This is a genomic window from Pseudomonas sp. Irchel s3f7, assembly GCF_900187615.1.
In the GTDB taxonomy this organism is placed as follows: Bacteria; Pseudomonadota; Gammaproteobacteria; order Pseudomonadales; family Pseudomonadaceae; genus Aquipseudomonas.
Genome location: NZ_FYDO01000021.1, coordinates 37,105 through 59,611, shown reverse-complemented (window position 1 = coordinate 59,611; position 22,507 = coordinate 37,105). Strand labels below are relative to the sequence as shown.

Below are 22,507 nucleotides of genomic sequence, written 5' to 3'. Positions count from 1 at the left end.
ATCCCTATGATTGATAAGACCAGTCAGTTTTTTGCCATTCTCACCGCAGTCGGCGAAGCCAAACACGCCAATGCCATTGCCATGGGCTTGGACTGGATGTTTACCGAGATGGGCTTGGGCGATGCCAATGGCACCGACCCGATCCCTGATCGCCTGCAAACCGAGTTGATCAACGAGTGGCGCCGCGCGCCGCTCAACCAGATCCGCGTCGATCCAGCCAACCCCAACACGGTGATCACCGAGCAGATCATTCCGCCGGAAGTGGGCGGTGAATGGATTCGCGAGATCGGCCTGTACGACGTCGACGGCGACCTGGTGGCGGTGGCCAACTGCGCGCCGAGCTACAAGCCGCTGTTGGCCCAAGGCACCGGCAAGACCCAAGTGGTGCGGATGAATTTCATCGTCAGCAGCTCGGCGAACATCGTGTTGAAGATCGACCCCGCGGTGGTGTTGGCTACACGTGAATACGTCGATCTCGCGATCAGCGAAGCGCTGGCCAAACTGGATCACAAACAGTCGGCGCGGGTGGCCGCTACGGCCCCCATCACCCTGAGCAACGTGCAGACCATCGACGATGTCGCCGTGGTCATCGGTGATCGGGTGCTGGTGACCGCTCAGGAAGAGGCCGAGGACAACGGTCTCTATGTCGTCAGCGTCGAAGGCTGGACCCGGGCGGCCGATGCCGACAACAGCCTGGAAGTGACCCCGGGCCTGTTTATTCATGTGGAGCAGGGCACCGTCAACGGCGACAGCCTCTGGCAACTGGTCACCGACGCGCCGATCACCCTAGGCACCACTGGTTTGCAATTCGAGCTGATCGCAGGCGGCAGCGGGGCAGGTGTAGGCACCTTTCGCAGTGTCACCGTGGACGCCCTTGGGCGGGTGGTTGCCGGTACCAACCCGACCACCCTCGACGGCTACGGCATCACCGATGCGTTGCCCGTGGACGGCACCGCCGTGGCGGCCACCCAACTGGAAACAGCACGCACGCTGAGCATCTCTGGAGCAGGCAGCGGCAGTGTCTTGTTCGATGGCACTGCCGATGCCGATATCGAACTGGCTCTGGCCGACAGCGGTGTTACGGCGGGCACCTATTCCAGCGTCACCGTGAATGCCCAAGGTGTGGTGACGGCAGGCGACCAGTTGACGACAGAGGACCTTGGGCTGGGAACTGCCGCGATGGCGGATACGCAAACCCATCTAGACGATGCGACCCCTGAAGCGCTGATGAAGGTCGGGGCTTTCGGGCTGGGCGGTACGGGCATTGACCTGCCCCCCGACACCAACTTGGATACGGTCATTCTTGGCGGGTTTTACCGGGTCAATACCGGAGGGAATATTCCGTCTGGCGCGGAGTTCGGCTCTATGTCGGTGATACGTTCGACCGACACGATTGCGCAAATCCTCGTCAGTTACCAATCGGGCACCATTTTCTCAAGGGGCGCAAGTGGTGTAGGTGGCACGCCTGTTTTCAGCCCGTGGGCCACCGGCTGGAACGACACCAATTTCAACCCAGCTAACTACGCTCTGTTGAGCGCTCCACACTTCATTAACGGGATATTTGTTTCCGGCACCGTTAACTCAGATTACGTAGTAACTGTCGGCGACATTGTTTCTCAAGGAGGCCTCTACTCGCATGGGAATGTATACGCCGGGCATCTAGCCGCGGATGGCGGCGGGTTTCTAGCCGGGGATGGCAATGTGTATGGCCCCGTTTGGGGCGGATACCTAAACGTCCATCTAGCCAACAACTACGTAAGCTATAACAACCTCATGCCAACCATCGCTGCTCAGCCTGTTGGCGGCCTGGGCACATATGGCCTCTTTGCAGTCTCTGGTGGTGGCCCTACAAATCCTGGCGCCGTCGTCGCTGGCGGAAACTTGATATTTACCGATGCGGCGGCGAGTTCTAATCACGGTACTGCGGCCGGTACCTGGATATTGATGGGTGGCCTAGGGGATTCCGATGGTCAGTACAGTAATTCTGTATGTATTTGCTTGAGGGTTGCCTGATGAATTACAGCAACGTGTTGAGCCCGCAATGGGCCAACGCCGAACATACCGCGATTAATCTGTTGCTGGTGGTGGAGACGCAGGGTGAGATGCCATTCACCGCCACCCCTGATGACTCGACCGAGTACGGCCCGGAAATCTACCAGCGTACGGTTGATGGTGAATTTGGCGAGATTGCGCCCTATGAGCCACCGACGGATGCCGCCTTGCTCCCTGCCGCCCGCACCCAACTCAATCGCCTGATGCAGGACGCTGGTCTGGCGGTGGCGCCGCTGCAAGATGCCGTCGATCTGGATCTGGCCACTGCGCAGCAGATCGAGCAGCTGGGTCTCTGGAAGCGCTATCGCATCGAGCTCAGTGAGGTGCCGCAGCAAGCGGGTTGGCCACGGACGATGGAGTGGCCGGTCAAACCGGATCAGCAGACCCCTGACGCCCCGCACTGACGGGGCGTTTTGTTTTCCGTTACGCGTTACACGAACCATCCCGAACGCCTCGCTTATGCGGGGCTTTTTCGTTTCTGGAGTATCACTTTATGAGTTTTTTTCACGGCGTCACCGTGACCCTGGTGGAAAGCGGGGCACGGAAAATCGCCACTCCGTCCGCCTCGATTATCGGTTTGTGCAACACCTTCACCGTGGGCCCGCCGGCCACTGCCGCAGCCAACGAACTGCTGCTGATCACCCGCGAAAGTGAAGCGGTCGCGGCGTGGGGCCCGGATGCGGCGATCACTCAGGACTGCAAGGCCATTTTCAAACGGGCCAAGGCGGTGATTGTCGCCGTCGGTGTGCCGTTGCTGGAGGATCCGGCCGAACAGTTGTCTGCGATCATCGGCGGCGTCTGGGCCGACGGTTCCCGGACCGGCATGCAGGCATTGCTCAACGGTAAAAGCCAATTCAACGCCCAGCCGCGGTTGTTGGTGACTCCGGGGTACTCGGCGACGCTGGCGGTGGCCACCGAACTGGTGGCGCTGGGTGACAAGCTGCGGGCCATGGCCATCATCGATGGACCCAACACCACCGACGAAGCGGCGATGGACTACGCCAAAAACTTCGGTAGCAAACACGCCTACATGGTCGACCCCGGCGTGCAGTTCTGGGACACCACGACCAGCGCCACGATCAATGCACCGGCCTCGGCCTGGACCGCTGGCCTGTTTGCCTGGACCGACGCGACCTACGGTTTCTGGGCTTCGCCATCGAACAAGGAGTTTGTCGGCATCACCGGCACCACGCGGCCGATCGAGTTTCTCGACGGCGATCCGTCCTGCCGCGCCAACCTGCTGAACAACGCCAACATCACCACGATCATTCGTGACGACGGTTATCGGCTGTGGGGCAACCGCACGCTGTCCAGCGATCCGAAATGGAAGTTCGTCACCCGCGTGCGCACGCTGGATATCGTCATGGATTCCATCCTCTATGCGCACAAGTGGGCGGTGGACCGCTCGATCACCGCGACCTACGTCAAGGACGTGACCGAAGGCCTGCAGGCGTTTATGCGTGACCTGAAAAATCAGGGTGCGATCGTCAACTTCGAGGTCTATGCCGACGAAGAGCTGAACACCTCCAGCGAACTCAGCGACGGCAAGGTGTACTGGAACATTCGATTCACCGATGTACCGCCGGCCGAAAACCCGAACTTCCGCGTGGAGGTGACCGATCAGTGGATCAAGGAAGTGCTGGACACCGCTGCCTAAGGAGGCCGCTTTATGATTCTGCCCAAAGTGACCCTCAAGACCGACGACTGCACCCAGGCGCGCCTGCTGGAGATCGTCAAGGACGCCATCCTCCATGCGCACAAATGGACGGTCGACCGCGCCATAACCGAAACCTACGTCAAGGACGTGACCGCAGGCCTGCAGGCGTTCACTTGCGACCTGAACAGCCAGGTCGCGAGCATCAATGTCGAGGTGTATGCCGACGAAGAATTGAACACCGCCTGTGCACTCCGCGATGGCAAGGCGTTCTGGAACATCCGTTTCACCGACCTGCTGTCGGACGAAGAGTCCATCTACCGCGTGGAGGTGATCAATCACTGGATCCCGGTAGTGCTATCACCTGAAGGGGCTGACCAATGATTCCTGAAGTGCTCTACAACACCAACCTGTTTGTGGACGGTATCAGCCTGCAAGGCGATGTGCCGAGCCTGACCCTGCCCAAGCTGACCCTCAAGACCGACGAGTACCGCGCCGGCGGCATGGACGCGGCCGTGGAACTCGACATGGGTATGGAAAAGCTGGAGGCCGGCTTCCTCACCAACGGCGTGCGTCGCGAGGTGCTGAAGTTCTTCGGTCAGTCCGACCTGACCGGGTTCAACGCCTCATTCCGCGGGGCCTTCAAGGGCCAGAAAGGTTTGGTCAAAGCGGTGATCGTCACCCTGCGCGGCAGCCTCAAGGAAGTCGATCCGGGCGACTGGAAACCAGGCGAAAAAGGCGAGTTCAAGTACGCCGTCGCGGTGACCTATTACAAGCTGGAAATCGACGGCAGCGTGATGTTTGAAATCGATCCTCTCAACTCGATCCGCGTCGTCGACGGCGTCGATCAACTGGCCGCCGTGCGCTCTGCACTGGGCATGTAAGGAGCCACACCATGAGCAATACAAAAGACAACGTCCTGCCCAAGTGGCTGCAACTGGGCGATGGCATTGCCACCGTCATCTTATCCAAAGCGAGCCAGGCCAACGGCATTCAGGTCGACAAGCTGACTCTGCGTGAACCGACGGTGCGTGAAATGCGCGCCGCCACTTTGCAGGGTGGGAGTAATGAAGAAGAGCAGGAGATGGTCTTATTCTGCAGCCTGGCGAGCATCGGTCGTGGCGATCTGGAGGGGCTGCTGATGCGTGATTACCGTCGTCTGCAGACCGCCTATTTTCGTCTGGGAGCAGACGACGGGGTTTAACCCCCGGCTGCAAAAGGCCCTGGCCAAACGCTTGGCTGCCGAGCTGAATTTTTCGGCGGCCGAGATTCAGGGCCTGTCGTTTTCCGAGATGGTCTGGTGGCTCACGGACTGAGCCTAATCCCCGCTCCCACAGGTAACCTCCATGGCGAACAAACTCTCGCTCGGGCTGGTGATTGGCGGTGCCGTCGACTCTTCGCTCGGTGCCGCCTTCAAGAACGTCAGCGGCGAAATGAAAAAGCTCGAGGCGCAAACCATGCGCGCCAAGGGTTTGCAGAAAGTCATCGGCGAGACCATGCGTCTGCGCGATGAGTGGAAAAAAGCCCACGACAGCGGGGCGGCCAATGCCGGCGCCTTGCTGAAGAAGCTGGAAGCCAATAACAGTAGCCTGAAAAAGCAGGGGGTTGAAGTCGGGCGCCTGCGTCAGGAGTACCTGGCGCTGGGCAAGGTGGTGCGCAGCGCCGAGTTCAAGGCCAAAGGCATGGGGCAGGTGCAGGACGGGAAGGAAAGCCTGCGCAGCGGATTCGGCACCGCGGTGGCCGGTACCACCCTGGCGGCCGTGCCGACCAAAATCAGTGCGGACTTTCAGGCGATCATTCGCGACATCGCGATCAAGTCCGGTACCGCCAATACCCAGCAGGAAGTGGACACCGCCCGCGACATCGTCCAGACCTCAAAAGACACCGGCATGGCCAACACCCAGGTGGCTGACCTGGTGAACCAGCTGGTCGGTGGCGGCATGGCGTTATCCGAGGCGCTGAAGTACGCACCGGTGGCCGCCAAGTTTGCGGTCGGGCAGGGCGCTTCGGGCACCGACACCGCGAGGATGATTCTGGCGATGCAGAACAACGCCAAGATCACCGATCCACAGAAGATGGAACAGGCCTTGGCGTCGGTCGCCTTGCTGGGCCAACAGGGCAGCTTCGAAGCCGCCGACATGGCCAAGTGGTTTCCGGAACTGTTGGCCCAAATGGCCAGCAGCGGCATCACCGGCCAGGACGCGGTGACACAACTCGGGGCCATGCTGCAGGTGCAGATAAAGAGCGCCGGCAGTGCGGATGAGGCGGCGAACAACCTGAAAAACTGGATCGCGAAAATCGGCTCGGAGGAAACCGTCAAAGGCTATGCCGATGCCGGGATTGATTATCAGGGCTCGATGAATGCCGCCATTGGCAAGGGCATGTCGACCTTCGAAGCCAGCTTCGAACTGGCACGCCGGTATGTGGAAAAGACCGATCCGAAAAAGGCCAAGCAGCTGGATCAGGGGCTGACCCAGATCGACCAGGAAACGGACCCGGCCAAGGCGCAGGCGATGGCCGATGCCTTAGCCGCCACGTTGCGTACCGGCGATCTGTTTGCCGACATGCAGGTCAAGACGGCCCTGATGGCGTACACCCAGAACAAAAAAATCTACGCAAACCTAAAAAAAAGCGCCTCGGACCCCAACGGCGAGCGCAAGGGCATTCTCGACAAGAACCTGAACGAACGTCGCGAGAGCTCGTCGCAACGCTGGGCCGAAACCGGTCAGGCGTTCAACGATTCGCTGCGGGCCATCGGGGATGCTCTGCGTCCGGCGACGGATGCGCTGGCCAGCGGGATTGGCGCAGCCGCGCGTGGCTTGACCGCCTTGTCCGAGGAAACACCCAAAGTCGTGCTGGGTCTGGCAGCAGTGAGTGCCGGCGCGTTACTGGCGGGCAAGGCCTGGGCCGCGCTGAAAATCGGCCGGGGCCTGGCCAACATCGCGCGCGGTTCGGCGGGCGGCAAGTCCAACATCGTGCAGCGGGTGTTCGTGACCAACGCGAATGACGGCGATGACGACGGGCTGGATCACCGCAAAGAAGGGAAGGGCGGAAAGGGCAAAGGCCCTGCCAATCGGATGTCCCGCGGCATGAAAGTGGGCGGGACGCTGGCGGTGGCCGATGCCGGCTTCCAGGTGGTGGACACTTACCTCAACGCCACCACCCGCGATGAAAAGGCCGAAGGCTACGGCGAGGCAGCGGGCGGGCTCGTGGGAGGCGTGCTCGGTGGCGCGGCAGTTGGTGCGGCTTTAGGCTCGATCGTTCCCGTGATCGGTACCGCCATTGGCGGGATTATCGGCGGCATGGTCGGGGCGTGGGGCGGTGGAAAGTTAGGCGCGACCATGGGCAAGGCGTTGTTTGGCGGGCCGGACACGCCTGCCAAAGCGCCGATCGGCATCTTGCCCATGCCCGCTGGCCAAGGTGTTGGCGCTGTCGTGCGCTCGATGGAAAACGCCCCCGCCGCGCCGGTGACGGCGGCGGCATTGATGGCAAGCTCGGCGGTAAAGGCGCCCGAATGGCCGAAGGTCGATCAGCAATTCACTTTCGCCCCGGCCCCGGTCATTACCGTGCAGGGCGATGTGAAAGACCCGGCGCAGTTGGCCCAAGCGTTGATGCCACACCTGCAGCGCCAGTTTGAAGACTTCGCCCGAGACGCGCGTGCCCGCCAATTGTTTGATGCGCCCCATGTGGGTTGAGGAAATACTATGTCGGATGAAAAATCCTACCTGGAGCACCTGCAGGGCGGACTGAAGTACATGGTCGATGCCGGCGAGGCCGGACGCACTGACCTGGAGTCGATGACGGGGCCCATGAATGGCGCGCTCAACGAAATCGGCGGTGCGGCGGATGCGTTGGAAGGTTTGCCCTTTATCAGCGAAGACCTCAGTGACAAGACCCGCCGCCTGCAGAGTGCGATCAACTCGGCGCAGGCCAAGATCGGCAAGGTCGCCAGTTTCTATAACCAGACTCAACGATCCCTGGCGCAGTTCGAGCAGCACTTTTCCGCGCTGACCGAACAGATCGCCCGCTTTGGCGCGGCGTTCAACAAGGTGGCCGGCAAGGCCAATGCCGCGTTGGGCAACATCTTCCCCACCGAATGGTTTGCCGGCGACATGACGCCGATCCCGGACGCGGTGAAGCCGTTTCCGCACCTGCTGATTCTCTATCCGCTGAAAGCCAATGAACGGCCGTATTACTTCAACCTGGACACGGCGGCGTTTGACGAGCTGCGGCGGCAGACCACGTTTCGCTGGGCGGCGCAGGAACGCCTGACCCGGCGGCCGGCGCAACAGGCGGTGGGTCTGGGCGAGGAGAAAATCACCATCAAGGGCGCGATCTACCCGAGCTACAAAGGCGGCTTGAAGCAACTGGATACGCTGCGCAGCATCGGCGCCAAGTTGCTGCCGCTGAACCTGACCACCGGGTACGGCGAGGTGCTGGGCAACTGGTGCCTGACCTCTATCGACGAGGAGCAAAGCGCCTTGCTGCCCGGGGCAATCCCGCGCAAACAGGGCTTTTCATTGGAGTTTGTCCGTTATGGCGATGACTTGCAGAACAGCTGACGGGGATCTGCTCGACACCCTCTGCCACCACTATTACGGCCACTTGAACCGCAGCGTCGAGGCGGTATTGGCCGCCAATCAGGGCTTGGCCGATGAGCCGCAACCGTTCCGGGCCGGCCTGCTGATCACGCTGCCGGAGCTGGTGATCGAAACCGACAGTGTGATTTCACTGTGGGACTGACCCCGTTACCCGGCCCGCCCAGTGCGGGCTTTTTCTTGTCTGGGATACCACTATGCAACCGCTTTTTCGTATCGCCGCCGACGGCGCCGACATCACCGCCTTGATCAATGATCGGCTGGTCTCGCTGCAACTGGCCGACCGGCCGGGCATGGAATCGGATACGTTCGAACTGCGCATTGATGACCGTGATGGGGCGGTGTCGCTGCCGGTCCGTGGCGCAAGCATCGAGGTCTATCTGGGGTATGCCGGCGCCGACCTGACGCGCATGGGCCGTTACACCGTGGACGAGGTCGCGGTCTCCGGTCCACCGGACACCCTGGTGATCAGCGGCAAGGCCAGCGACATGCGCGGCAGCGGCAAAACCACCCGCAGCGGCAGTTGGGAGGACGTCAGCCTGGCGCAAATCGTCGGTGACGTGGCGGCGCGCAATGGCTGGCAGCCATCGTGTCCGGTCGACACCCGCGTGCCGCGCATGGATCAGCTCAATGAGTCGGACTTCAACTTCATCACCCGCGTGGCCAAGAAGCATGACTGCACGGCCAAGGTGGCCGACGGCAAGCTGTTGGTGCTGCCGCGACAGGGCAGGCAAAGCGCCAGTGGCAAGGCCTTGGGTGTAATCACCTTGCAACGCAATGACGTGACCCGTTGGCAGTTTCGCTTGAGCGACCGCAGTGCGCATCAAGGGGTCAGCACCCAGTACCAGGACTCGGACAGCGGCGAATTGTTGGTCTCGCACCTGGACAATCCCAACGTGCCCGAGGGCCTGCCGCCGGTGCACACCGATCGCCATCTCTACCCGGACAAAAGCGCGGCCGACGAAGCGGCGAAGGCCCGCCTGGCGGCGTTCAATCGTTCGACTGCTTCGGTGCGCCTTGATCTGCCCGGACGAACTGACCTGTTTGCCGAAAGCATGATCGAGGCGCAGGGCTTCAAGCGTGGGCTCGATGGCGAGTACCTGGTGGAATCGGTGGATCACACCTACACCCCGTCCGGGTGGACGGTGTCGGTGGAGTGCAACGGCGGTAAGGAGGGCAAGGCCAAGGCGTCAGGGAAGCCTGAGAAAGTCGTGCTCGAACTGACCGATTGATTACCCGGGCGCGAGAGTCGTGCCCGGGCAAAGAAACTTTAATCTCAAAGTAAAAGGAGCGGCCAGTCTGGATGCGTCAACATCCCGCCTGGCCACCGTCCCCGCAGATTGTCCCTGCAAGTCCCGCCAAGGCTCCTGCTCTGTGCACAAAGCGGAGCGAGCCTAGCACCTGTTTATTTATACAGTAAAGGTCTTGCTAACTATGTCTACCCCTATCATCCCTTGGATGGGCGGCAAACGCCGCCTGGCCGATCGCCTTATTCCGCTGTTCCCTCCGCACGAATGCTACGTCGAAGTCTTTGCCGGCGGCGCCGCGCTGTACTTCATGCGGCCCCAGGCTGCGCCGGTGGAAGTGCTCAATGACATCAACGGCGACCTGGTGACGCTGTACCGCGTGGTGCAGAACCACCTGGAAGAGTTTGTGCGCCAGTTCAAGTGGGCGCTCAGCTCGCGCCAGGTGTTCGAGTGGCAGAAGATGACCCGCCCGGAAACCCTCACCGACATCCAGCGCGCCGCCCGCTTTTTCTACCTGCAGCACCATGCCTTTGCCGGCAAGGTCACCGGGCAGACCTTCGGTACCGCCACCACAGGTCCGGCCATCAACCTGCTGCGCATCGAAGAAAACCTCTCGGCCGCCTGGCAACGCCTGTCGGGCACCTACGTGGAAAATTTACCCTGGCTCGACTGTGCCGAACGCTATGACCGTGCCCACACCTTCCACTACATGGACCCGCCGTACTGGCAGACCGCCGGGTATGGGGTGGATTTTCCGTTTGAAAACTACGAGCGAATGGCCGACTTCATGCGCCGCTGCAAGGGCAGGGTGATGGTCAGCATCAATGACCACCCGGACATCCGCCGGGTATTTGAGGGCTTTCACTTTGAGAGGCTGGATATCCGCTACACCACGACTAACCAGCGGCAGGGCAAGGCCGAGGTGAGTGGCGAGCTGATAATCATGAACTGGGAGCCGGCGGCATTGGGTGGCCTCTTTTGAAGGAGAGGCATTTGATTGTGGGTTCAACCTTGGTGGCACAGAACCATAGGTTCCCAAATTGACCCAGCGCATGCTCAACGAATTGTCGCCATCACCAGCACCGGTGACGAAGGATTGATCGCACTGGCGGTATGTCGGGCTTATGTGCGGGTGATAGCGCGCTGATCTACTTTTTCCTACGGCGAGAGAGCTTGAAAACGGCAGGCTTGCCTTTGCTGCTGATCGTTGCACCGATAACGTATTTGCTGATTGCTGCCATTCCCACCTCGGTTAATACGTTGTACCCGCCTCGAGTTTTTAGAAGGTCACCGTTAGCAACGAGGGCGTCTAAGTCTGGGTATGGAGGGAAGTTATCAATGGTCTCCCTAATCTGCCTGTATAGCTCTGGATCGATCTGCATCTCTGAACCTCCTTGGAATGACAATAAGCTGTCTAAACTGGATCAAGCTATTTTGAGTTTCTACTGATGCAAAATGAAAAGCCCCAACCATCGCTGGTCAGGGCTAAAGCCTACATCAGTCTTTGATGTAGATTTTGAAGGGCTTGCCTACCGCGCGCTGGATAAGACCGTTTTTTAGGCGGCGACTCCAACGCAGGATGAACGTGCCCCGTTCGTCGGTATAAGTCATGAGACTCACCTCTTTATGGGGTGGCCACTACTCACCTTCTGTGGACAGATCCGAAGAACGAAGCTAGGATACGCAGCTGTTGAAGGCACGAATCTGCTAGCTGTCTGCGGTTGCGGAAAGCGAGTGGAGAACTTCCCTGGTAGATTTGCGGTCTACCACCAGCTTCTGGCTAATCACGTTTGCGGCGTGATTAGTTAGAAGTTTTTAAATTCAAGCTGTCTGCCCTGCCTAGGTAACTTCAGCCGATCGATTACACAGTCAGCGAAGGTATCTGCCTGCCACTCTGAGTCTTCTATCTGTAAAGCGATTTTGTCTGAGAAGTGCAATAGCGGCCTGTGACACAGAAAAATATGGCCCAGTTCATGCAAAAATATTCTCAGCGCTTCAGGTTCTGACCTGTTCAAATTTTTATATAGGCTGTAAGGCATATATATAAAACCTGTAGACGGGTCGACCGTTGCTCTCGCTACGTCAATCCACTCTTCGTCATCAACGATGTCAATATTGATACCGTTTTCCTCTAGGCTGTTTAAGAACATGCCTATTTTTGAGGGGGAAAATGAGTGTTTCGTAGCTTTCAAAATTTTGCAGATTCGACCGGAAATGTAGTCTATTTCAGTTCGGTCAATTGCGGGCACTCGGTGCCCGCGCAGTGTAAATTCAGCTAGGTTTCCGCTCGTCATTATCTGCATCCCCGTGGATTTCGCTTAGCAAGCGCCCCAGCTTCGCAAGCTGTTCTTGGTTTAAATCGGAATTAGCAAATCCTGCAATCAACATTCTGTGGTGTGCGGGAAGACCTACTAGAGACACGCTTTCGTTGTCCTCGCATGCACTAGCTTTGAGCTTGGAACGGTTGACGTGAAGTCCGGCCGCTTCGAAGTAGCTTGAGATTTTGTCGACCCACTCCATCGGTATTTTGCTTCGGCCCGTCTCCATAGCGCTCAGAAAAGCCGGCGATGTATCTAAAGCTGCCGCCATTGAGCTGAGCGTAAGCTGCAGAGAGCGCCGGAACTCCCTCACTGCGACTCCGAATTTTGAAAGTGACATTGCCCTCTCCCTATCCTGTTGAAACTTGACCCCATTAAGCCTGACGGGTCCGGCTCCGTCAAGCATTCAACTAGAATACTTGAATGCTTGAAATCAAGCGTTGGGATTGATGACCTTTTTTGGGTGATCCTGCTGCCAATTGAGTGGTGTCTTGGTGTGGTTGAGTTGCCGATAGGGATCGTGTTCGGTCGACAGAACGCCGTAGATGGCTGGGCCAATTTTTCGGGGGGGGTATGGGGCAGGGCGGGGAATCGCTGGGATTCAGCCCTTGATTTCAAAGGCTGATCCCCCGTGCATCCCCGTGTTGACGTCATACAGTAAGGTCTTGCCGGGCAGACCTTCGGTACCGCGACCACCACCCCGTCGATCAACCTGCTGCGGATTGAGGAAAACCTCTCGGCCGCGTTGGATTGCAGATCGACGGGTTTTCGATTGCAGGTCGTTACAGCTATTTGCCTCGAATTGCGGTGATCGCCTGCAGGATTCGCTCGCTGGTCGCAGGGCCGTTCAATGGCGGGTTCAGTTTGTACTGCGCCACACTGGCAATCGCGTCGCGAAGCGCAAAGAACACCGAGAAAGCCAGTAGCATAGGCGGCTCGCCTACAGCCTTCGAGCGGAAAATGGTGTCCTCGGCGTTGCAGTTGTTGAATAGGTTGACGCGAAAGTCATCAGGGCAATCATTGACCGCCGGGATCTTGTAGGTCGAAGGCGCATGGGTCATTAGTTTCCCGGCTTTGTTCCACCACAGTTCCTCCATCGTGAGCCAGCCCATGGCCTGGATGAAGGCACCTTCCACCTGGCCAATATCGAGCGCCGGATTGATGGATTTGCCAGCGTCATGCAGCAGGTCTACGCGCAGTAACTTCCACTCACCGGTCAGGCTGTCGATTTGCACCTCGGAGACGGCAGCGCCATAGCTGAAGTAGAAGAACGGTCTGCCTTTTAGTGTCTCTCGGTCCCAGTTCAATTTAGGGGTGGCGTAGAAACCATCGGACCAGAGCTGTACGCGACTCTCATACGCCGTTCTCACCAGGTCAGGCCAACTGAGCCGATGCTCATTCAAGCTCGCCTGATTGTTGGAATAGCCCACGTCATCGAGCGTGCCGCCGAATCGATCCACCAACATCTGTGACAAGCGGACTTTGATTTGGCGCGCAGCATCCTGGGCGGCCTTGCCATTCAGGTCAGTGCCGCTTGAGGCTGCAGTGGCTGAGGTGTTGGGCACCTTGCTGGTGTCCGTTGCGGTGGAGCGCACCCAACTCAGATCGATACCCAACTCATTGGCGACAATCTGGGCGATCTTGGTATTGAGGCCTTGCCCCATCTCTGTGCCGCCATGATTCACAAGCACCGAGCCGTCCGTGTAGATATGAACCAGAGCTCCGGCCTGATTGAAGTGGACGACGTTGAAAGAGATGCCGAATTTGAGCGGCGTCAGGGCAAGGCCTTTTTTGAGAACTTCATTGTCTCGATTGAAGGCCAGGACAGCCTCGCGCCGAGCCCGGTAGTCACTTGTTTGCTCCAACTCAGCCACCAACTCGTGGATGACGTTGTCTTCCACCGTCATGCCGTAGGGGGTAACGTTGCGCTCGAGCTTGCCATAGAAGTTGCGCTTGCGAACGTCCAGCGGGTCTAAACCCAGTTCACGAGCGATGTCATCGATGATGTACTCGATGGCAATTGCACCCTGCGGACCGCCAAACCCCCGAAAGGCGGTGTTGGACTGAGTGTTGGTTTTGCCTGCCATGGATCGAATGTCCACGTCACTGAGGAAGTAGGCATTGTCAAAGTGGCACAAGGCGCGGGTCGCCACTGGGCCGGACAAGTCAGTCGAAAAACCTCCCCGCGAGCACATCTCTACAGTCACACCTCGAATCAAACCGTCGGACTCGAAACCTGCCTCGTATTCGTAGTTGAAACAGTGACGCTTACCGGTGATCAACATGTCGTCGTCACGGTCCAAGCGCACCTTGACCGGGCGCTTCAGCCGCGCGGCGGCCAAAGCAGCCACGCAGGCAAAAAGACCGGATTGCGACTCCTTGCCGCCGAATGCCCCGCCCATGCGACGAATCTCCACTTTAACCTGATGTTTTGGCAGATTCAGGCAGTGGGAAATCAGGTTTTGCATCTCCGTCGGGTGCTGAGTGGAGCACAGCACATGCATGCCGTTGTCTTCTTTGGGCATGGCATAGGATATTTGCCCCTCCAGGTAAAACTGCTCTTGGCCACCGATGGAGAATTCGCCCTTGAGTGTGTGCCTTGCACCTCCTATCGCTTGTTCGGCTTCGCCACGGCGCAGGTGCAGCGGCGGGAACAGGAAGGCGCCCTGTTGCTTCGCTTCCTCAGGGGTCAGTATTGCGGGTAACGCCTCGTACTCTATCTTGCCCAGTCGAGCCGCACGGCGTGCGGCGTGATAGGTATCGGCGATGACGGTAAAGATTGGCTGGCCGATGTACTGCACCAGACCATCGGCAAGTATTGGATCGTCGTGGACGATGGGGCCGCAGTCGTTGGCTCCCGGGATATCATCTGCAGTCAAGACGGCGATCACACCCGGCGCTGCAAGCACATCACTCAAATCCATCGACAAAATTCGTGCATGGGCCTGCTGGCTCAAGCCCAGTGCTGCATACAGTGTGCCCTGCAACTCTGGGATGTCGTCGATGTAAGTCGCTTCGCCGGTGACATGCAGATGAGCTGACTCATGAGTAAAGGAGCGTCCGGCGGCGCCTTGTTTCAATTGTTCATTAGGTAGGCTGGCAGGCTTGTTCATGGTTGCTCCTGGGGCACATCAAAGACCCGAATACTTTCCGTGGGCAATGGCTGATGCAGGCGGGTTTCAAGATAGAAGCGATAGAGCAGGTTCTTCGCGCACTGCTGCCGGTATTGTGCGCTGGCACGCATATCAGTGAGAGGCTGGTAATCCTCATCAAGCGTGACTTGGGCTTGTTCCAGCGTATCCTCGGTCCAGGGCTTACCGATCAGATGTTTCTCACAATGGCTGGCTCTTTTGACCGTTGCTGCCATACCGCCGTATGCCACACGACAATCAACGACATGCCCTGCGTCGAGACGAACGGAAAATGCCGCACAGACAGCCGAAATGTCCGAGTCAAAACGCTTGGACAATTTGTAAGTACGCATCTGCCAGCCCGCTTCGGGCAGTGGAATCAAGAGTGCTTCAACAAGTTCGTCGGCGTGCATGTCTTTCTGCATATAGCCAGTGTACAAATCCTCAAGTGCAATGGTCCGACTTCCGGCAGTGCTATGCATAACCACTCTGGCTCCCAACGCAACCAGCGCCGGCATCGAATCGCCGATGGGCGAGCCATTGGCGACGTTGCCGCCCAAGGTGCCAGCATTGCGGATAGGCTTGGAAGCGAAACGTTCCCAGAGCTCCTTGAGTTGCGGATAGAGCGCGACGATTGCGCCAAAGCTGTCGGTCAGCGATACACCGGAACCAATGCGTAAAAACTGCTGGTCGCGCTCGATTCGCTTCAGCTCTGTCACCTTGCCGATGAAAATGATGTCACCGATATCGCGAAACTGCTTGGTCGTCCACAAGCCAATATCGGTACACCCCGCCAACAGGAGCGCGCCGGGGTATTCGGCACGAAGCCTGACCAATTCTTGCAAATTGCACGGAGCAAAAAAACGTCGGCCCTGATGTTCGTAAACGAGCGTCTCGTTGCGCTTCAGCGCCTCCAGCTTCGATTGCAAGGCCTCGCGTTCGAACTTTACAGGCACCAAGTCGAACATTTGCTCACCGGCATCCAGGATCGGTCGGTAACCGGTGCAACGGCACAGGTTACCGGTCAACGTCGAACGTATACTCTCTCGCCCCGGACGCTCGCCACATTGCTCATGTTCAAGATAAAGACTCCACAGGGACATGACGAACCCGGGCGTACAAAACCCACACTGCGATCCATGACAATCGACCATTGCTTGCTGCACTGGGTGTAACGTCTCTGCATCCTGGCGCAGGTGCTCAACGGTAAACACTGCCTTGCCGTCCAGTGTGGGCATGAACTGGATGCAGGCGTTTACTGTGCGCATCTGCAGTTCACCGTCCAACAATTCACCCACTACGACCGTGCAGGCGCCACAGTCTCCTTCGGCACAACCTTCTTTGGTGCCGGTGAGGCAGCGATCTTCACGCAAGTGATTGAGCAGGCTGCGAGTGGTGTCGACATGCTCAAGCGATTCCACTTCACCGTTGAGCACGAATTGGATAACCCCCTGCCTGGGGGAGTTATCATATTGGGTGTTTTGCATGAAGGTTTCCTCAAGGTCAAACGCTAGCAAATAAGTCTGCATTGATAATCAGGGTTAACTGGTCTTCGGGGCGTTGCCGTGCGGCGCTGAGAGTCAGCGGCACGATGATGCATGCCGAATACATCACCAGCGTGCTGTGCGTCCAAGCCAGACTTGGCCAGATTAGTGTTCCAACTCGACTACCGGAATTTCCTTGCCGTCGCGGCCATGCAGCTTGCCATCGCTAAAGTAATCGCCTTCGCGCAACGCCGTCAGATCCTTATAGCGCAGCACCCGCTCGGTACCTGCCGCAAATACTGACTGATCCTCGGAGTTACCGGCCGTGAGGTGGTTGAAGGTCAGGTTCAACGCGATGGCCATGATCGCCGACGAGCTGATGCCCGAGTGGAAAATCGTCGCGAACCAGCTTGGGAATTGGTCGTAGAAGTTCGGTGCGGCGATAGGGATCATGCCGAAACCGATGGAGGTGGCGACGATGATCAGGTTGACGTTGTTGCGGTAGTCAACCTTGGACAGCGTACGAATGCCACTGGCCGCTACGGTGCCGAACAGCACAATACCGGCGCCGCCGAGGACAGACGTCGGTACCGCCGCGATGACCCGGCCCATGAAGGGCAGCAAGCCGAGGATCACCAGAAACAAACCGCCCGTGGCGACCACAAAGCGGCTCTTAATTCCGGTCACCGCCACCAGCCCGACGTTCTGGGCGAAGGCGCTTTGGGTGAACGAGCCGAAGATCGGCGCAATCATGCTCGACAGCATGTCGGCGCGCAGGCCGTTGCCCAGCCGTTTGGAGTCGACTTTGGTGCCGATGATTTCACCGACGGCGAGGATGTCCGCCGAGGTTTCCACCAGCGTCACCATGACCACGATGCACATCGACAGGATGGCGGCGAAGTGGAAGGTCGGCATACCGAAATGGAACGGCGTCGGGAAGCCGAACATCGGACCTTGAGTGACAGACGAGAAGTCCGCCATGCCAAGGAACACCGCGATGATCGTGCCGATGACCATTGCCAGCAGAATCGATAATCGGGAGATGCTCGCGCTGCCTATCTTGCTCAGCAGCAGCACCAGCATCAGCGTCACAGCCGCCAAGCCAATGTTCTGCATACTGCCGAAGTCTGGAGCGTGGCTATTGCCGCCCATGGCCCAGCGTGCAGCCACGGGCATCAGAGTCAGGCCGATGGTGGTGATCACAATGCCCGTGACCAGCGGCGGGAAGAACTTGGTAATGCGCGAGAACACTGGCGTGATCAACAAGCCAATCAACGATGCGGCAATCACCGCCCCGAGAATCGACTGAAATCCGCCTTCCCCGCCACTGCTGACAATCGCCACCATGGTCGCGACGCCGGAGAACGACACGCCCTGTACCAGCGGCAACTGACAACCGAAAAACGGTAAACCAAGGGTCTGGAGTAACGTCGCCAGCCCCCCTGCAAACAATGAAGCAGCAATCAACAAACCGATGTCCGCCGGCGATAGCCCGGCTGCCTGACCAATGATCAATGGCACCGCGACGATGCCGCCATACATGGTCAGAACATGTTGCAGGCCATAAGCCATATTCGCGCCGATCCCAAGGTTTTTATCCTCGGGACGTTGGTGGGAAACATGGGGCGTTTTCATGAGTGGGGGGCTCCCTGATTTTTGTTATGTCCACACTGTATGCAGGGTGTTTGGTAATTGTCTATAAAAATGTATACAAAAAGACACAATTTAATGGCGTGGTCGGTCATTTGGTTGTACTCAGGGGCCGCCGAAAACTACTGTCAGTCGACCAAAATGGCTTGTCCCGCGCTTGTTCTGCTCTTGCATGATTTTTGGGCGTGTGTGCGACTAGTGCTGGGATGAATAGGCATATTTTTAGTGGAAAGGGACCTTGCCTGGTGTTCGATCACACTTCATAGGCCGCTAGATAGAGGCTGGAAAAGTGATTGGCGAAGGGCTTCGGGCGAAGAGGGGAGATGCGCCTGAGTCGAACAGCACGCGGTGCGTATTTTGCTGGTCCGCAGCACGCCTGATGCTTACGGGCTCACTCCGGCGCCATGAGTACAGCGAGGCTCATTTTGATAAATTCTTCGTTCTTGTCGATCGTTTGCAGGGCGCCGCGAACGTTGTCGGCTACCTCCGCTGATCCTCTTTGCTCAACCCAAAGCGTCAGCTCCATGATCGCGGCTTCGAGCGCAAGTTGGTTTTCGTTGATCTTGAACAGCAGGGAAGGGAGCAGGTCTGAATTTGGCATAGCAACTCCTCCGTGGAGGCGTGAGCGTAGCATCTGGAAAAGTGGTGCACGAAGGGATTGTGTTCGGTCGGCAGGACGCCGAGGGACGGCAGGACTATCAGCGTGAAAGCCTGTAGGGACTTTTGCGGGGAAAGGTGAAACCAAGCTGAACCACGTAGAGCGTCGATTGCAGTGGGCGCTCACGTAAAGTGCTGTTCTTAAAAGCTTTTTAGCGCCACGGCAAGCATGGGGTGCTAGGGGAGGAAGTTCGCTTTGATAGTAGTCATTCGCTCGTCATTGAGCGACTGACGATAGGAGCTTGACCTAGCGAAGGATGTCCCGTATCCGGCAATTCAATATGTGCCCAGAAACGCCCCCAACTGCGAATACTTAAGACTTCAGGTCGAACAGATAACCGGCGATATCCTCACCACGTTGCGCGAACTCTTCGATATCGCTTTCGAATGCCCCTACGTCCCCTGGGCGGTGATCTTTCAAGCATGCGGCGATTGCTTTCCGAAAGTCGTCCGAGCTTATTTGTACGCCAAGGTCATCAAATGCCGCTTTCAACGCACGGTGGAAACGCTGGTCGTCCATCGGATGACCAGTATGCCAAGTGTCCACACGTAACCAAGGTTTTAGCAGGAGCGACAGCTTTTCAATATCCATATTTGCCTCAACGTTAAATCACCCGATGGCGATCGGAAGTCCGTACCAATTTTTGTACCACTGACCGTGTAAAGTAGGTTAAAACCGGGTATTCCAAAGTAAGGAAGTGCCCGGTTTCATTGGCCCTTAGTACTTTGCCTTACCCCTTTAGAATCGCCGTGTAATTCTGTTCCAGGGACATGAAACTACCTGTGGGATTTTACGCAAAGGGCAAGGGTACGGTGGCGGACACGGCGCTGCAAGCGTGGCGCATCAGGTTTACTCGTCGCGACCTTCCATCATGGTTCGTTTGAGCATCACATAAACCGCACCGGCACCGCCATGTTTAGCCTGGCACGAGGTGAAACCGAGCACCTGCGGATGCTGACGCAGCCACGTGTTGACGTGGCTTTTGATCATCGGGCGCTTGCCGTCCAGACGCACGGCTTTACCGTGGGTGACGCGCACGCAGCGAATTTCGAATTTGGTGGCTTCGGCGAGGAACGCCCAGAGGGTTTCCCGGGCCTTTTCCACGTTCATGCCGTGCAAGTCGAGGCTGCCTTCGAACGGAATCTGTCCGATCTTGAGCTTGCGCATCTGGCTTTCCTGCACGCCGTCACGTGCCCACATCAGCTCGTCTTCAGGGCCGACGTCGATGACAAACTGATCGGACAGCCCGTCAACGGTGGTGGCATCGGTGCGCACGGTGGCCGCCTGGCGTAGCTTGGCGATCTGCGCACGGTCAGCTTTGGGTTTACCGGTTTCGGCGCGATCGTGCTTGATCGGCTTGACGCCTTGGATCGCGCTTTTGAACAGGGAAAAATCGTCGTCTTGCATGTCAGCCTCCGCGAAGGGCGGCCAGTTTACCCAACTCGGAGCGAGTCGGGCGCGACAAAACGCGTGATGTTCGACTGCGACCCAGGTTTCAGTCGTGTTTTTTCATCAGGTGCGGAGACATGTTCAAGCCCAGCGACTGTCGCGCGCGGCGACGGCAACGGCGCCACAGCCAGACGCCGATGTACAGGACAACCAGGCCGATCGCCAGAACTGCCGCCGCACCGGCACGGTTGCTGTTCAGCTCGCCCAGGCCTGGAACCTGGCCCAACAGGCTGGCAATGCCGGCCATAGTGAGCAGCACACCGCACATCGCCAGCAACGCCGCGAACGTCGCAGCGATTCGAAAACGCCAGTTTCTTTGGCCTTTGGGCCGTAAGCGGCGAGCGTCAAAACCATCGGATAACTTCATTCCGACCTTCCTCAATGGGTATCGGCCCTTCGACCGGGAGATGACCGGGATGTTCCTGAGGCTATGACAATTACGGCGAATGAGAGGTTTTTGCAGATGAGCGGTGGTGTAGACCGCTCATTGAGCGGTGTTCAGATCAACTCGCAGGTCGGTGCGAGGGTGGCGAAGTTGTCCGCCATGATCGCCATCTCAGTCTGGTGAACGTGCTCGGCACTCAGGATGCCGCCCTTGTAAGGCAGGTCGCGAGTGGCGCAGGCGTCTTCCACCAGGGTGCAGCGGAAACCCAGGTTTTTCGCCGCACGCACCGTCGTGCTGACACTCGAATGGCTCATGAAACCGCAGACGATCAGGTCAAGGGCACCCAGGTCTTCCAGGCGCTTGGCCAGTTCGGTGCCATGGAACGCGCTCGGCAGCAGTTTGCCGATGACGGTTTCATCGCCCTCAGGCTCCAGGCCTGCAATGAACTCACCGCCGACGCCTTGCGGGTTGAACATGCCGCCGAGCGTGCCGAGGTGGCGTATGTGCACGATGGGACGGCCGGCAGCGCGGGCTGCGGTGAGCAATTGCTTGATGTTCGCAACCGCTTCATCCATACCGCTCAGGGCCAGGGGGCCGCTCAGGTATTCTTTCTGGGCATCGATGATGAGGAGGGTAGCGTGGCTCAGGTTGGCTGCTGCGTAACCGCGGCCGCTGAGTTGAAACATCGTTTTTGGAACAGACATTCTGGGGCTCCTTCGAGTGGGGCTTTTGCGACATTCTCCTCTGGCTGAGCGCTTCTGTGAATCGCTACCATCGTAAGCACCGTCGTTATTGGCGTGCAGCCTTGTCAAGTGCTGCGTTTTGTTCAATACCAACCTGAAAAAAGAGATTAGTCCTACATTCGCACCGGCGTTTCTCGTGCGTCGTCGTGGCGACGATTGGCTGATAGAATCGTCCGTCGATTTTTCTGGAGTTTACCGTCGTGATCACTTCCCGCCTTCGTACCCTGCGTGACCATATCCGTTGGGCCGTCAGCCGCTTCCATGGGGAGGATCTGTTTTTCGGCCATGGGACCGACAATGCCTGGGACGAAGCCCGCCAACTGGTGTTGGGTGCATTGCACTTGCCGTGGGAAATCGCCGACAGCTATCTCGACTGCAACCTGGAAGAAGACGAACGGGTTCACCTGCAACAATTGCTCAAGCGCCGCATCGAAGAGCGCGTGCCGACCGCTTACCTGTTGGGTGAGGCCTGGTTCTGCGGCATGTCGTTCATTGTCGATGAGCGCGTGCTGATCCCGCGTTCGCCGATTGGCGAACTGATCGAAAACCGCTTTACACCGTGGCTGGGTACCGAGCCTGCGCGGATTCTCGACCTGTGCACGGGCTCCGGCTGCATTGGCATTGCCTGCGCCTACGAGTTCCAGAAGGCTGAAGTGGTGCTCGCCGACCTGTCGTTCGAAGCACTGGAAGTGGCCAACCAGAACATCGAGCGCCATGGCGTCGATGAGCGCGTGTACACCGTACAGGGCGATGGCTTCGACGGTTTGCCGGGCCAGCGTTTCGACCTGATCGTGTCGAACCCGCCTTATGTGGATGCCGAAGATTTTGCCGACATGCCGGATGAATACCAGCACGAGCCGGAACTGGGACTGGCCTGCGGTGATGACGGCTTGAACCTGGTGCGACGCATGCTCGCCGAAGCAGCGGATCATCTGACCGAGAAGGGTTTGTTGATTGTCGAAGTGGGCAACAGCCAGGTACACGTCGAATCGTTGTACCCGGAAGTCGATTTCGCCTGGCTCGAGTTCGAGCGCGGTGGGCATGGCGTGTTTATGTTGAGCGCGGAGCAGTGCCGCGATCATCAGGCGTTGTTCGCTTCACGCGTTTAACCGCTAAGCGGGCGCACCGAATAGCCCGG

General features: G+C 58.3%; 23 protein-coding genes and 2 pseudogenes. 14 read left to right on the top strand and 11 right to left on the bottom strand.

Annotated elements, in window-relative coordinates:
• The first annotated feature begins 6 nt into the window (after window positions 1-6).
• From CKW19_RS18695 to CKW19_RS29145, 12 genes and pseudogenes are all read left to right on the top strand, one after another.
• Complete coding sequence (locus tag CKW19_RS18695; RefSeq protein ID WP_095059223.1) at window positions 7-2,013, top strand: phage tail protein; 2,007 nt, start codon at window positions 7-9, stop codon at window positions 2,011-2,013.
• Window positions 2,013-2,456 carry a tail fiber assembly protein gene (locus tag CKW19_RS18690; protein WP_160012838.1) on the top strand — a complete coding sequence of 148 codons (444 nt, stop codon included), beginning with the start codon at window positions 2,013-2,015 and terminating at the stop codon, window positions 2,454-2,456. Before CKW19_RS18695 ends, CKW19_RS18690 begins: the two co-directional genes overlap by 1 nt.
• 89 nt (window positions 2,457-2,545) lie before the next feature.
• Window positions 2,546-3,709: a phage tail sheath family protein gene (locus CKW19_RS18685; protein WP_095059219.1), complete on the top strand. Its 1,164-nt coding sequence runs from the start codon at window positions 2,546-2,548 to the stop codon at window positions 3,707-3,709.
• A gap of 12 nt (window positions 3,710-3,721) precedes the next feature.
• Window positions 3,722-4,090, top strand: coding sequence for a phage tail sheath C-terminal domain-containing protein (locus CKW19_RS18680; RefSeq protein WP_095059218.1), 369 nt, complete (start codon window positions 3,722-3,724; stop codon window positions 4,088-4,090).
• Window positions 4,087-4,590, top strand: coding sequence for a phage major tail tube protein (locus tag CKW19_RS18675; RefSeq protein ID WP_095059216.1), 504 nt, complete (start codon window positions 4,087-4,089; stop codon window positions 4,588-4,590). The genes CKW19_RS18680 and CKW19_RS18675 overlap by 4 nt, the downstream gene beginning before the upstream one ends.
• 11 nt (window positions 4,591-4,601) lie before the next feature.
• Window positions 4,602-4,910 (top strand): phage tail assembly protein, encoded by a 309-nt coding sequence (locus CKW19_RS18670; protein ID WP_095059215.1) that lies wholly within the window; start codon window positions 4,602-4,604, stop codon window positions 4,908-4,910.
• A 142-nt stretch (window positions 4,911-5,052) separates the two neighbouring features.
• The gene (locus CKW19_RS18665; protein WP_095059213.1) at window positions 5,053-7,401 is read left to right on the top strand and encodes a phage tail tape measure protein; all 2,349 of its coding nucleotides are present in this window, start codon (window positions 5,053-5,055) and stop codon (window positions 7,399-7,401) included.
• Window positions 7,402-7,410: 9 nt separating this feature from the next.
• Window positions 7,411-8,268, top strand: a complete 858-nt coding sequence (locus tag CKW19_RS18660; RefSeq protein ID WP_095059211.1) for a phage tail protein — start codon at window positions 7,411-7,413, stop codon at window positions 8,266-8,268.
• Entirely contained in the window at window positions 8,243-8,449 is a 207-nt protein-coding gene (locus tag CKW19_RS18655; protein ID WP_095059210.1) for a tail protein X, read from the top strand. The genes CKW19_RS18660 and CKW19_RS18655 overlap by 26 nt, the downstream gene beginning before the upstream one ends.
• A gap of 52 nt (window positions 8,450-8,501) precedes the next feature.
• Entirely contained in the window at window positions 8,502-9,536 is a 1,035-nt protein-coding gene (locus tag CKW19_RS18650; RefSeq protein WP_095059208.1) for a phage late control D family protein, read from the top strand.
• 202 nt (window positions 9,537-9,738) lie between these two features.
• Window positions 9,739-10,533 (top strand): DNA adenine methylase, encoded by a 795-nt coding sequence (locus CKW19_RS18645; protein WP_095059206.1) that lies wholly within the window; start codon window positions 9,739-9,741, stop codon window positions 10,531-10,533.
• Window positions 10,534-10,590: 57 nt separating this feature from the next.
• A pseudogene (locus CKW19_RS29145) lies at window positions 10,591-10,698 on the top strand (lysis protein); the annotation flags it as partial.
• 1 nt (window position 10,699) lies between these two features.
• Here CKW19_RS29145 and CKW19_RS18635 read toward each other — a convergent pair.
• The 3 genes from CKW19_RS18635 to CKW19_RS18625 all read right to left on the bottom strand — a co-directional run bounded on the left by CKW19_RS18635 (window position 10,700) and on the right by CKW19_RS18625 (window position 12,209).
• Window positions 10,700-10,933, bottom strand: a complete 234-nt coding sequence (locus tag CKW19_RS18635) for a hypothetical protein (protein ID WP_095059204.1) — start codon at window positions 10,931-10,933, stop codon at window positions 10,700-10,702.
• 423 nt (window positions 10,934-11,356) lie between these two features.
• Window positions 11,357-11,845 (bottom strand): ImmA/IrrE family metallo-endopeptidase, encoded by a 489-nt coding sequence (locus CKW19_RS18630; protein ID WP_177408831.1) that lies wholly within the window; start codon window positions 11,843-11,845, stop codon window positions 11,357-11,359.
• Entirely contained in the window at window positions 11,823-12,209 is a 387-nt protein-coding gene (locus tag CKW19_RS18625) for a helix-turn-helix domain-containing protein (RefSeq protein WP_095059201.1), read from the bottom strand. Before CKW19_RS18625 ends, CKW19_RS18630 begins: the two co-directional genes overlap by 23 nt.
• 324 nt (window positions 12,210-12,533) lie before the next feature.
• Between CKW19_RS18625 and CKW19_RS28535 the strand changes: the two are divergent.
• A pseudogene (locus CKW19_RS28535) lies at window positions 12,534-12,614 on the top strand (DNA adenine methylase); the annotation flags it as partial.
• Between the two features lie 43 nt (window positions 12,615-12,657).
• On the opposite strand, the gene xdhB reads toward CKW19_RS28535, so the two are convergent.
• From xdhB to CKW19_RS18585, 8 genes are all read right to left on the bottom strand, one after another.
• Window positions 12,658-14,982, bottom strand: coding sequence for a xanthine dehydrogenase molybdopterin binding subunit (gene xdhB, locus CKW19_RS18620; RefSeq protein ID WP_095059199.1), 2,325 nt, complete (start codon window positions 14,980-14,982; stop codon window positions 12,658-12,660).
• Entirely contained in the window at window positions 14,979-16,487 is a 1,509-nt protein-coding gene (gene xdhA, locus CKW19_RS18615; protein ID WP_095059197.1) for a xanthine dehydrogenase small subunit, read from the bottom strand. Before xdhA ends, xdhB begins: the two co-directional genes overlap by 4 nt.
• Before the next feature lie 162 nt (window positions 16,488-16,649).
• A complete protein-coding gene (locus CKW19_RS18610; protein WP_095059196.1) occupies window positions 16,650-18,119 on the bottom strand; it encodes a nucleobase:cation symporter-2 family protein in 1,470 nt (489 codons plus the stop codon).
• A 406-nt stretch (window positions 18,120-18,525) separates the two neighbouring features.
• Entirely contained in the window at window positions 18,526-18,735 is a 210-nt protein-coding gene (locus CKW19_RS18605; protein WP_095059194.1) for a hypothetical protein, read from the bottom strand.
• Window positions 18,736-19,104: 369 nt separating this feature from the next.
• Entirely contained in the window at window positions 19,105-19,383 is a 279-nt protein-coding gene (locus tag CKW19_RS18600) for a hypothetical protein (protein ID WP_095059192.1), read from the bottom strand.
• A gap of 258 nt (window positions 19,384-19,641) precedes the next feature.
• On the bottom strand, window positions 19,642-20,199 hold the full coding sequence (locus CKW19_RS18595) for a Smr/MutS family protein (RefSeq protein ID WP_095059191.1): 558 nt from the start codon (window positions 20,197-20,199) through the stop codon (window positions 19,642-19,644).
• A gap of 88 nt (window positions 20,200-20,287) precedes the next feature.
• Window positions 20,288-20,608, bottom strand: coding sequence for a hypothetical protein (locus CKW19_RS18590; RefSeq protein WP_095059189.1), 321 nt, complete (start codon window positions 20,606-20,608; stop codon window positions 20,288-20,290).
• Window positions 20,609-20,739: 131 nt separating this feature from the next.
• Window positions 20,740-21,330: a cysteine hydrolase family protein gene (locus tag CKW19_RS18585; RefSeq protein WP_095059188.1), complete on the bottom strand. Its 591-nt coding sequence runs from the start codon at window positions 21,328-21,330 to the stop codon at window positions 20,740-20,742.
• Between the two features lie 239 nt (window positions 21,331-21,569).
• Between CKW19_RS18585 and prmB the strand changes: the two genes are divergently transcribed.
• Complete coding sequence (prmB, locus tag CKW19_RS18580) at window positions 21,570-22,478, top strand: 50S ribosomal protein L3 N(5)-glutamine methyltransferase (RefSeq protein ID WP_095059187.1); 909 nt, start codon at window positions 21,570-21,572, stop codon at window positions 22,476-22,478.
• Window positions 22,479-22,507: the final 29 nt, after the last annotated feature.

What these genes read in the sequence shown, in the direction of transcription:
- CKW19_RS18630 (WP_177408831.1), bottom strand. Translation starts at nt 11,845, where the DNA reads ATGACGAGCGGAAACCTAGCTGAATTTACACTGCGCGGGCACCGAGTG.
- CKW19_RS18680 (WP_095059218.1), top strand. Translation starts at nt 3,722, where the DNA reads ATGATTCTGCCCAAAGTGACCCTCAAGACCGACGACTGCACCCAGGCG.
- CKW19_RS18600 (WP_095059192.1), bottom strand. Translation starts at nt 19,383, where the DNA reads ATGGATATTGAAAAGCTGTCGCTCCTGCTAAAACCTTGGTTACGTGTG.
- CKW19_RS18675 (WP_095059216.1), top strand. Translation starts at nt 4,087, where the DNA reads ATGATTCCTGAAGTGCTCTACAACACCAACCTGTTTGTGGACGGTATC.
- CKW19_RS18670 (WP_095059215.1), top strand. Translation starts at nt 4,602, where the DNA reads ATGAGCAATACAAAAGACAACGTCCTGCCCAAGTGGCTGCAACTGGGC.
- CKW19_RS18655 (WP_095059210.1), top strand. Translation starts at nt 8,243, where the DNA reads ATGGCGATGACTTGCAGAACAGCTGACGGGGATCTGCTCGACACCCTC.
- CKW19_RS18595 (WP_095059191.1), bottom strand. Translation starts at nt 20,199, where the DNA reads ATGCAAGACGACGATTTTTCCCTGTTCAAAAGCGCGATCCAAGGCGTC.
- CKW19_RS18695 (WP_095059223.1), top strand. Translation starts at nt 7, where the DNA reads ATGATTGATAAGACCAGTCAGTTTTTTGCCATTCTCACCGCAGTCGGC.
- CKW19_RS18610 (WP_095059196.1), bottom strand. Translation starts at nt 18,119, where the DNA reads ATGAAAACGCCCCATGTTTCCCACCAACGTCCCGAGGATAAAAACCTT.
- CKW19_RS18665 (WP_095059213.1), top strand. Translation starts at nt 5,053, where the DNA reads ATGGCGAACAAACTCTCGCTCGGGCTGGTGATTGGCGGTGCCGTCGAC.
- CKW19_RS18635 (WP_095059204.1), bottom strand. Translation starts at nt 10,933, where the DNA reads ATGCAGATCGATCCAGAGCTATACAGGCAGATTAGGGAGACCATTGAT.
- CKW19_RS18605 (WP_095059194.1), bottom strand. Translation starts at nt 18,735, where the DNA reads ATGCCAAATTCAGACCTGCTCCCTTCCCTGCTGTTCAAGATCAACGAA.
- CKW19_RS18585 (WP_095059188.1), bottom strand. Translation starts at nt 21,330, where the DNA reads ATGTCTGTTCCAAAAACGATGTTTCAACTCAGCGGCCGCGGTTACGCA.
- xdhB (WP_095059199.1), bottom strand. Translation starts at nt 14,982, where the DNA reads ATGAACAAGCCTGCCAGCCTACCTAATGAACAATTGAAACAAGGCGCC.
- CKW19_RS18625 (WP_095059201.1), bottom strand. Translation starts at nt 12,209, where the DNA reads ATGTCACTTTCAAAATTCGGAGTCGCAGTGAGGGAGTTCCGGCGCTCT.
- CKW19_RS18645 (WP_095059206.1), top strand. Translation starts at nt 9,739, where the DNA reads ATGTCTACCCCTATCATCCCTTGGATGGGCGGCAAACGCCGCCTGGCC.
- CKW19_RS18650 (WP_095059208.1), top strand. Translation starts at nt 8,502, where the DNA reads ATGCAACCGCTTTTTCGTATCGCCGCCGACGGCGCCGACATCACCGCC.
- xdhA (WP_095059197.1), bottom strand. Translation starts at nt 16,487, where the DNA reads ATGCAAAACACCCAATATGATAACTCCCCCAGGCAGGGGGTTATCCAA.
- CKW19_RS18690 (WP_160012838.1), top strand. Translation starts at nt 2,013, where the DNA reads ATGAATTACAGCAACGTGTTGAGCCCGCAATGGGCCAACGCCGAACAT.
- CKW19_RS18685 (WP_095059219.1), top strand. Translation starts at nt 2,546, where the DNA reads ATGAGTTTTTTTCACGGCGTCACCGTGACCCTGGTGGAAAGCGGGGCA.
- CKW19_RS18590 (WP_095059189.1), bottom strand. Translation starts at nt 20,608, where the DNA reads ATGAAGTTATCCGATGGTTTTGACGCTCGCCGCTTACGGCCCAAAGGC.
- CKW19_RS18660 (WP_095059211.1), top strand. Translation starts at nt 7,411, where the DNA reads ATGTCGGATGAAAAATCCTACCTGGAGCACCTGCAGGGCGGACTGAAG.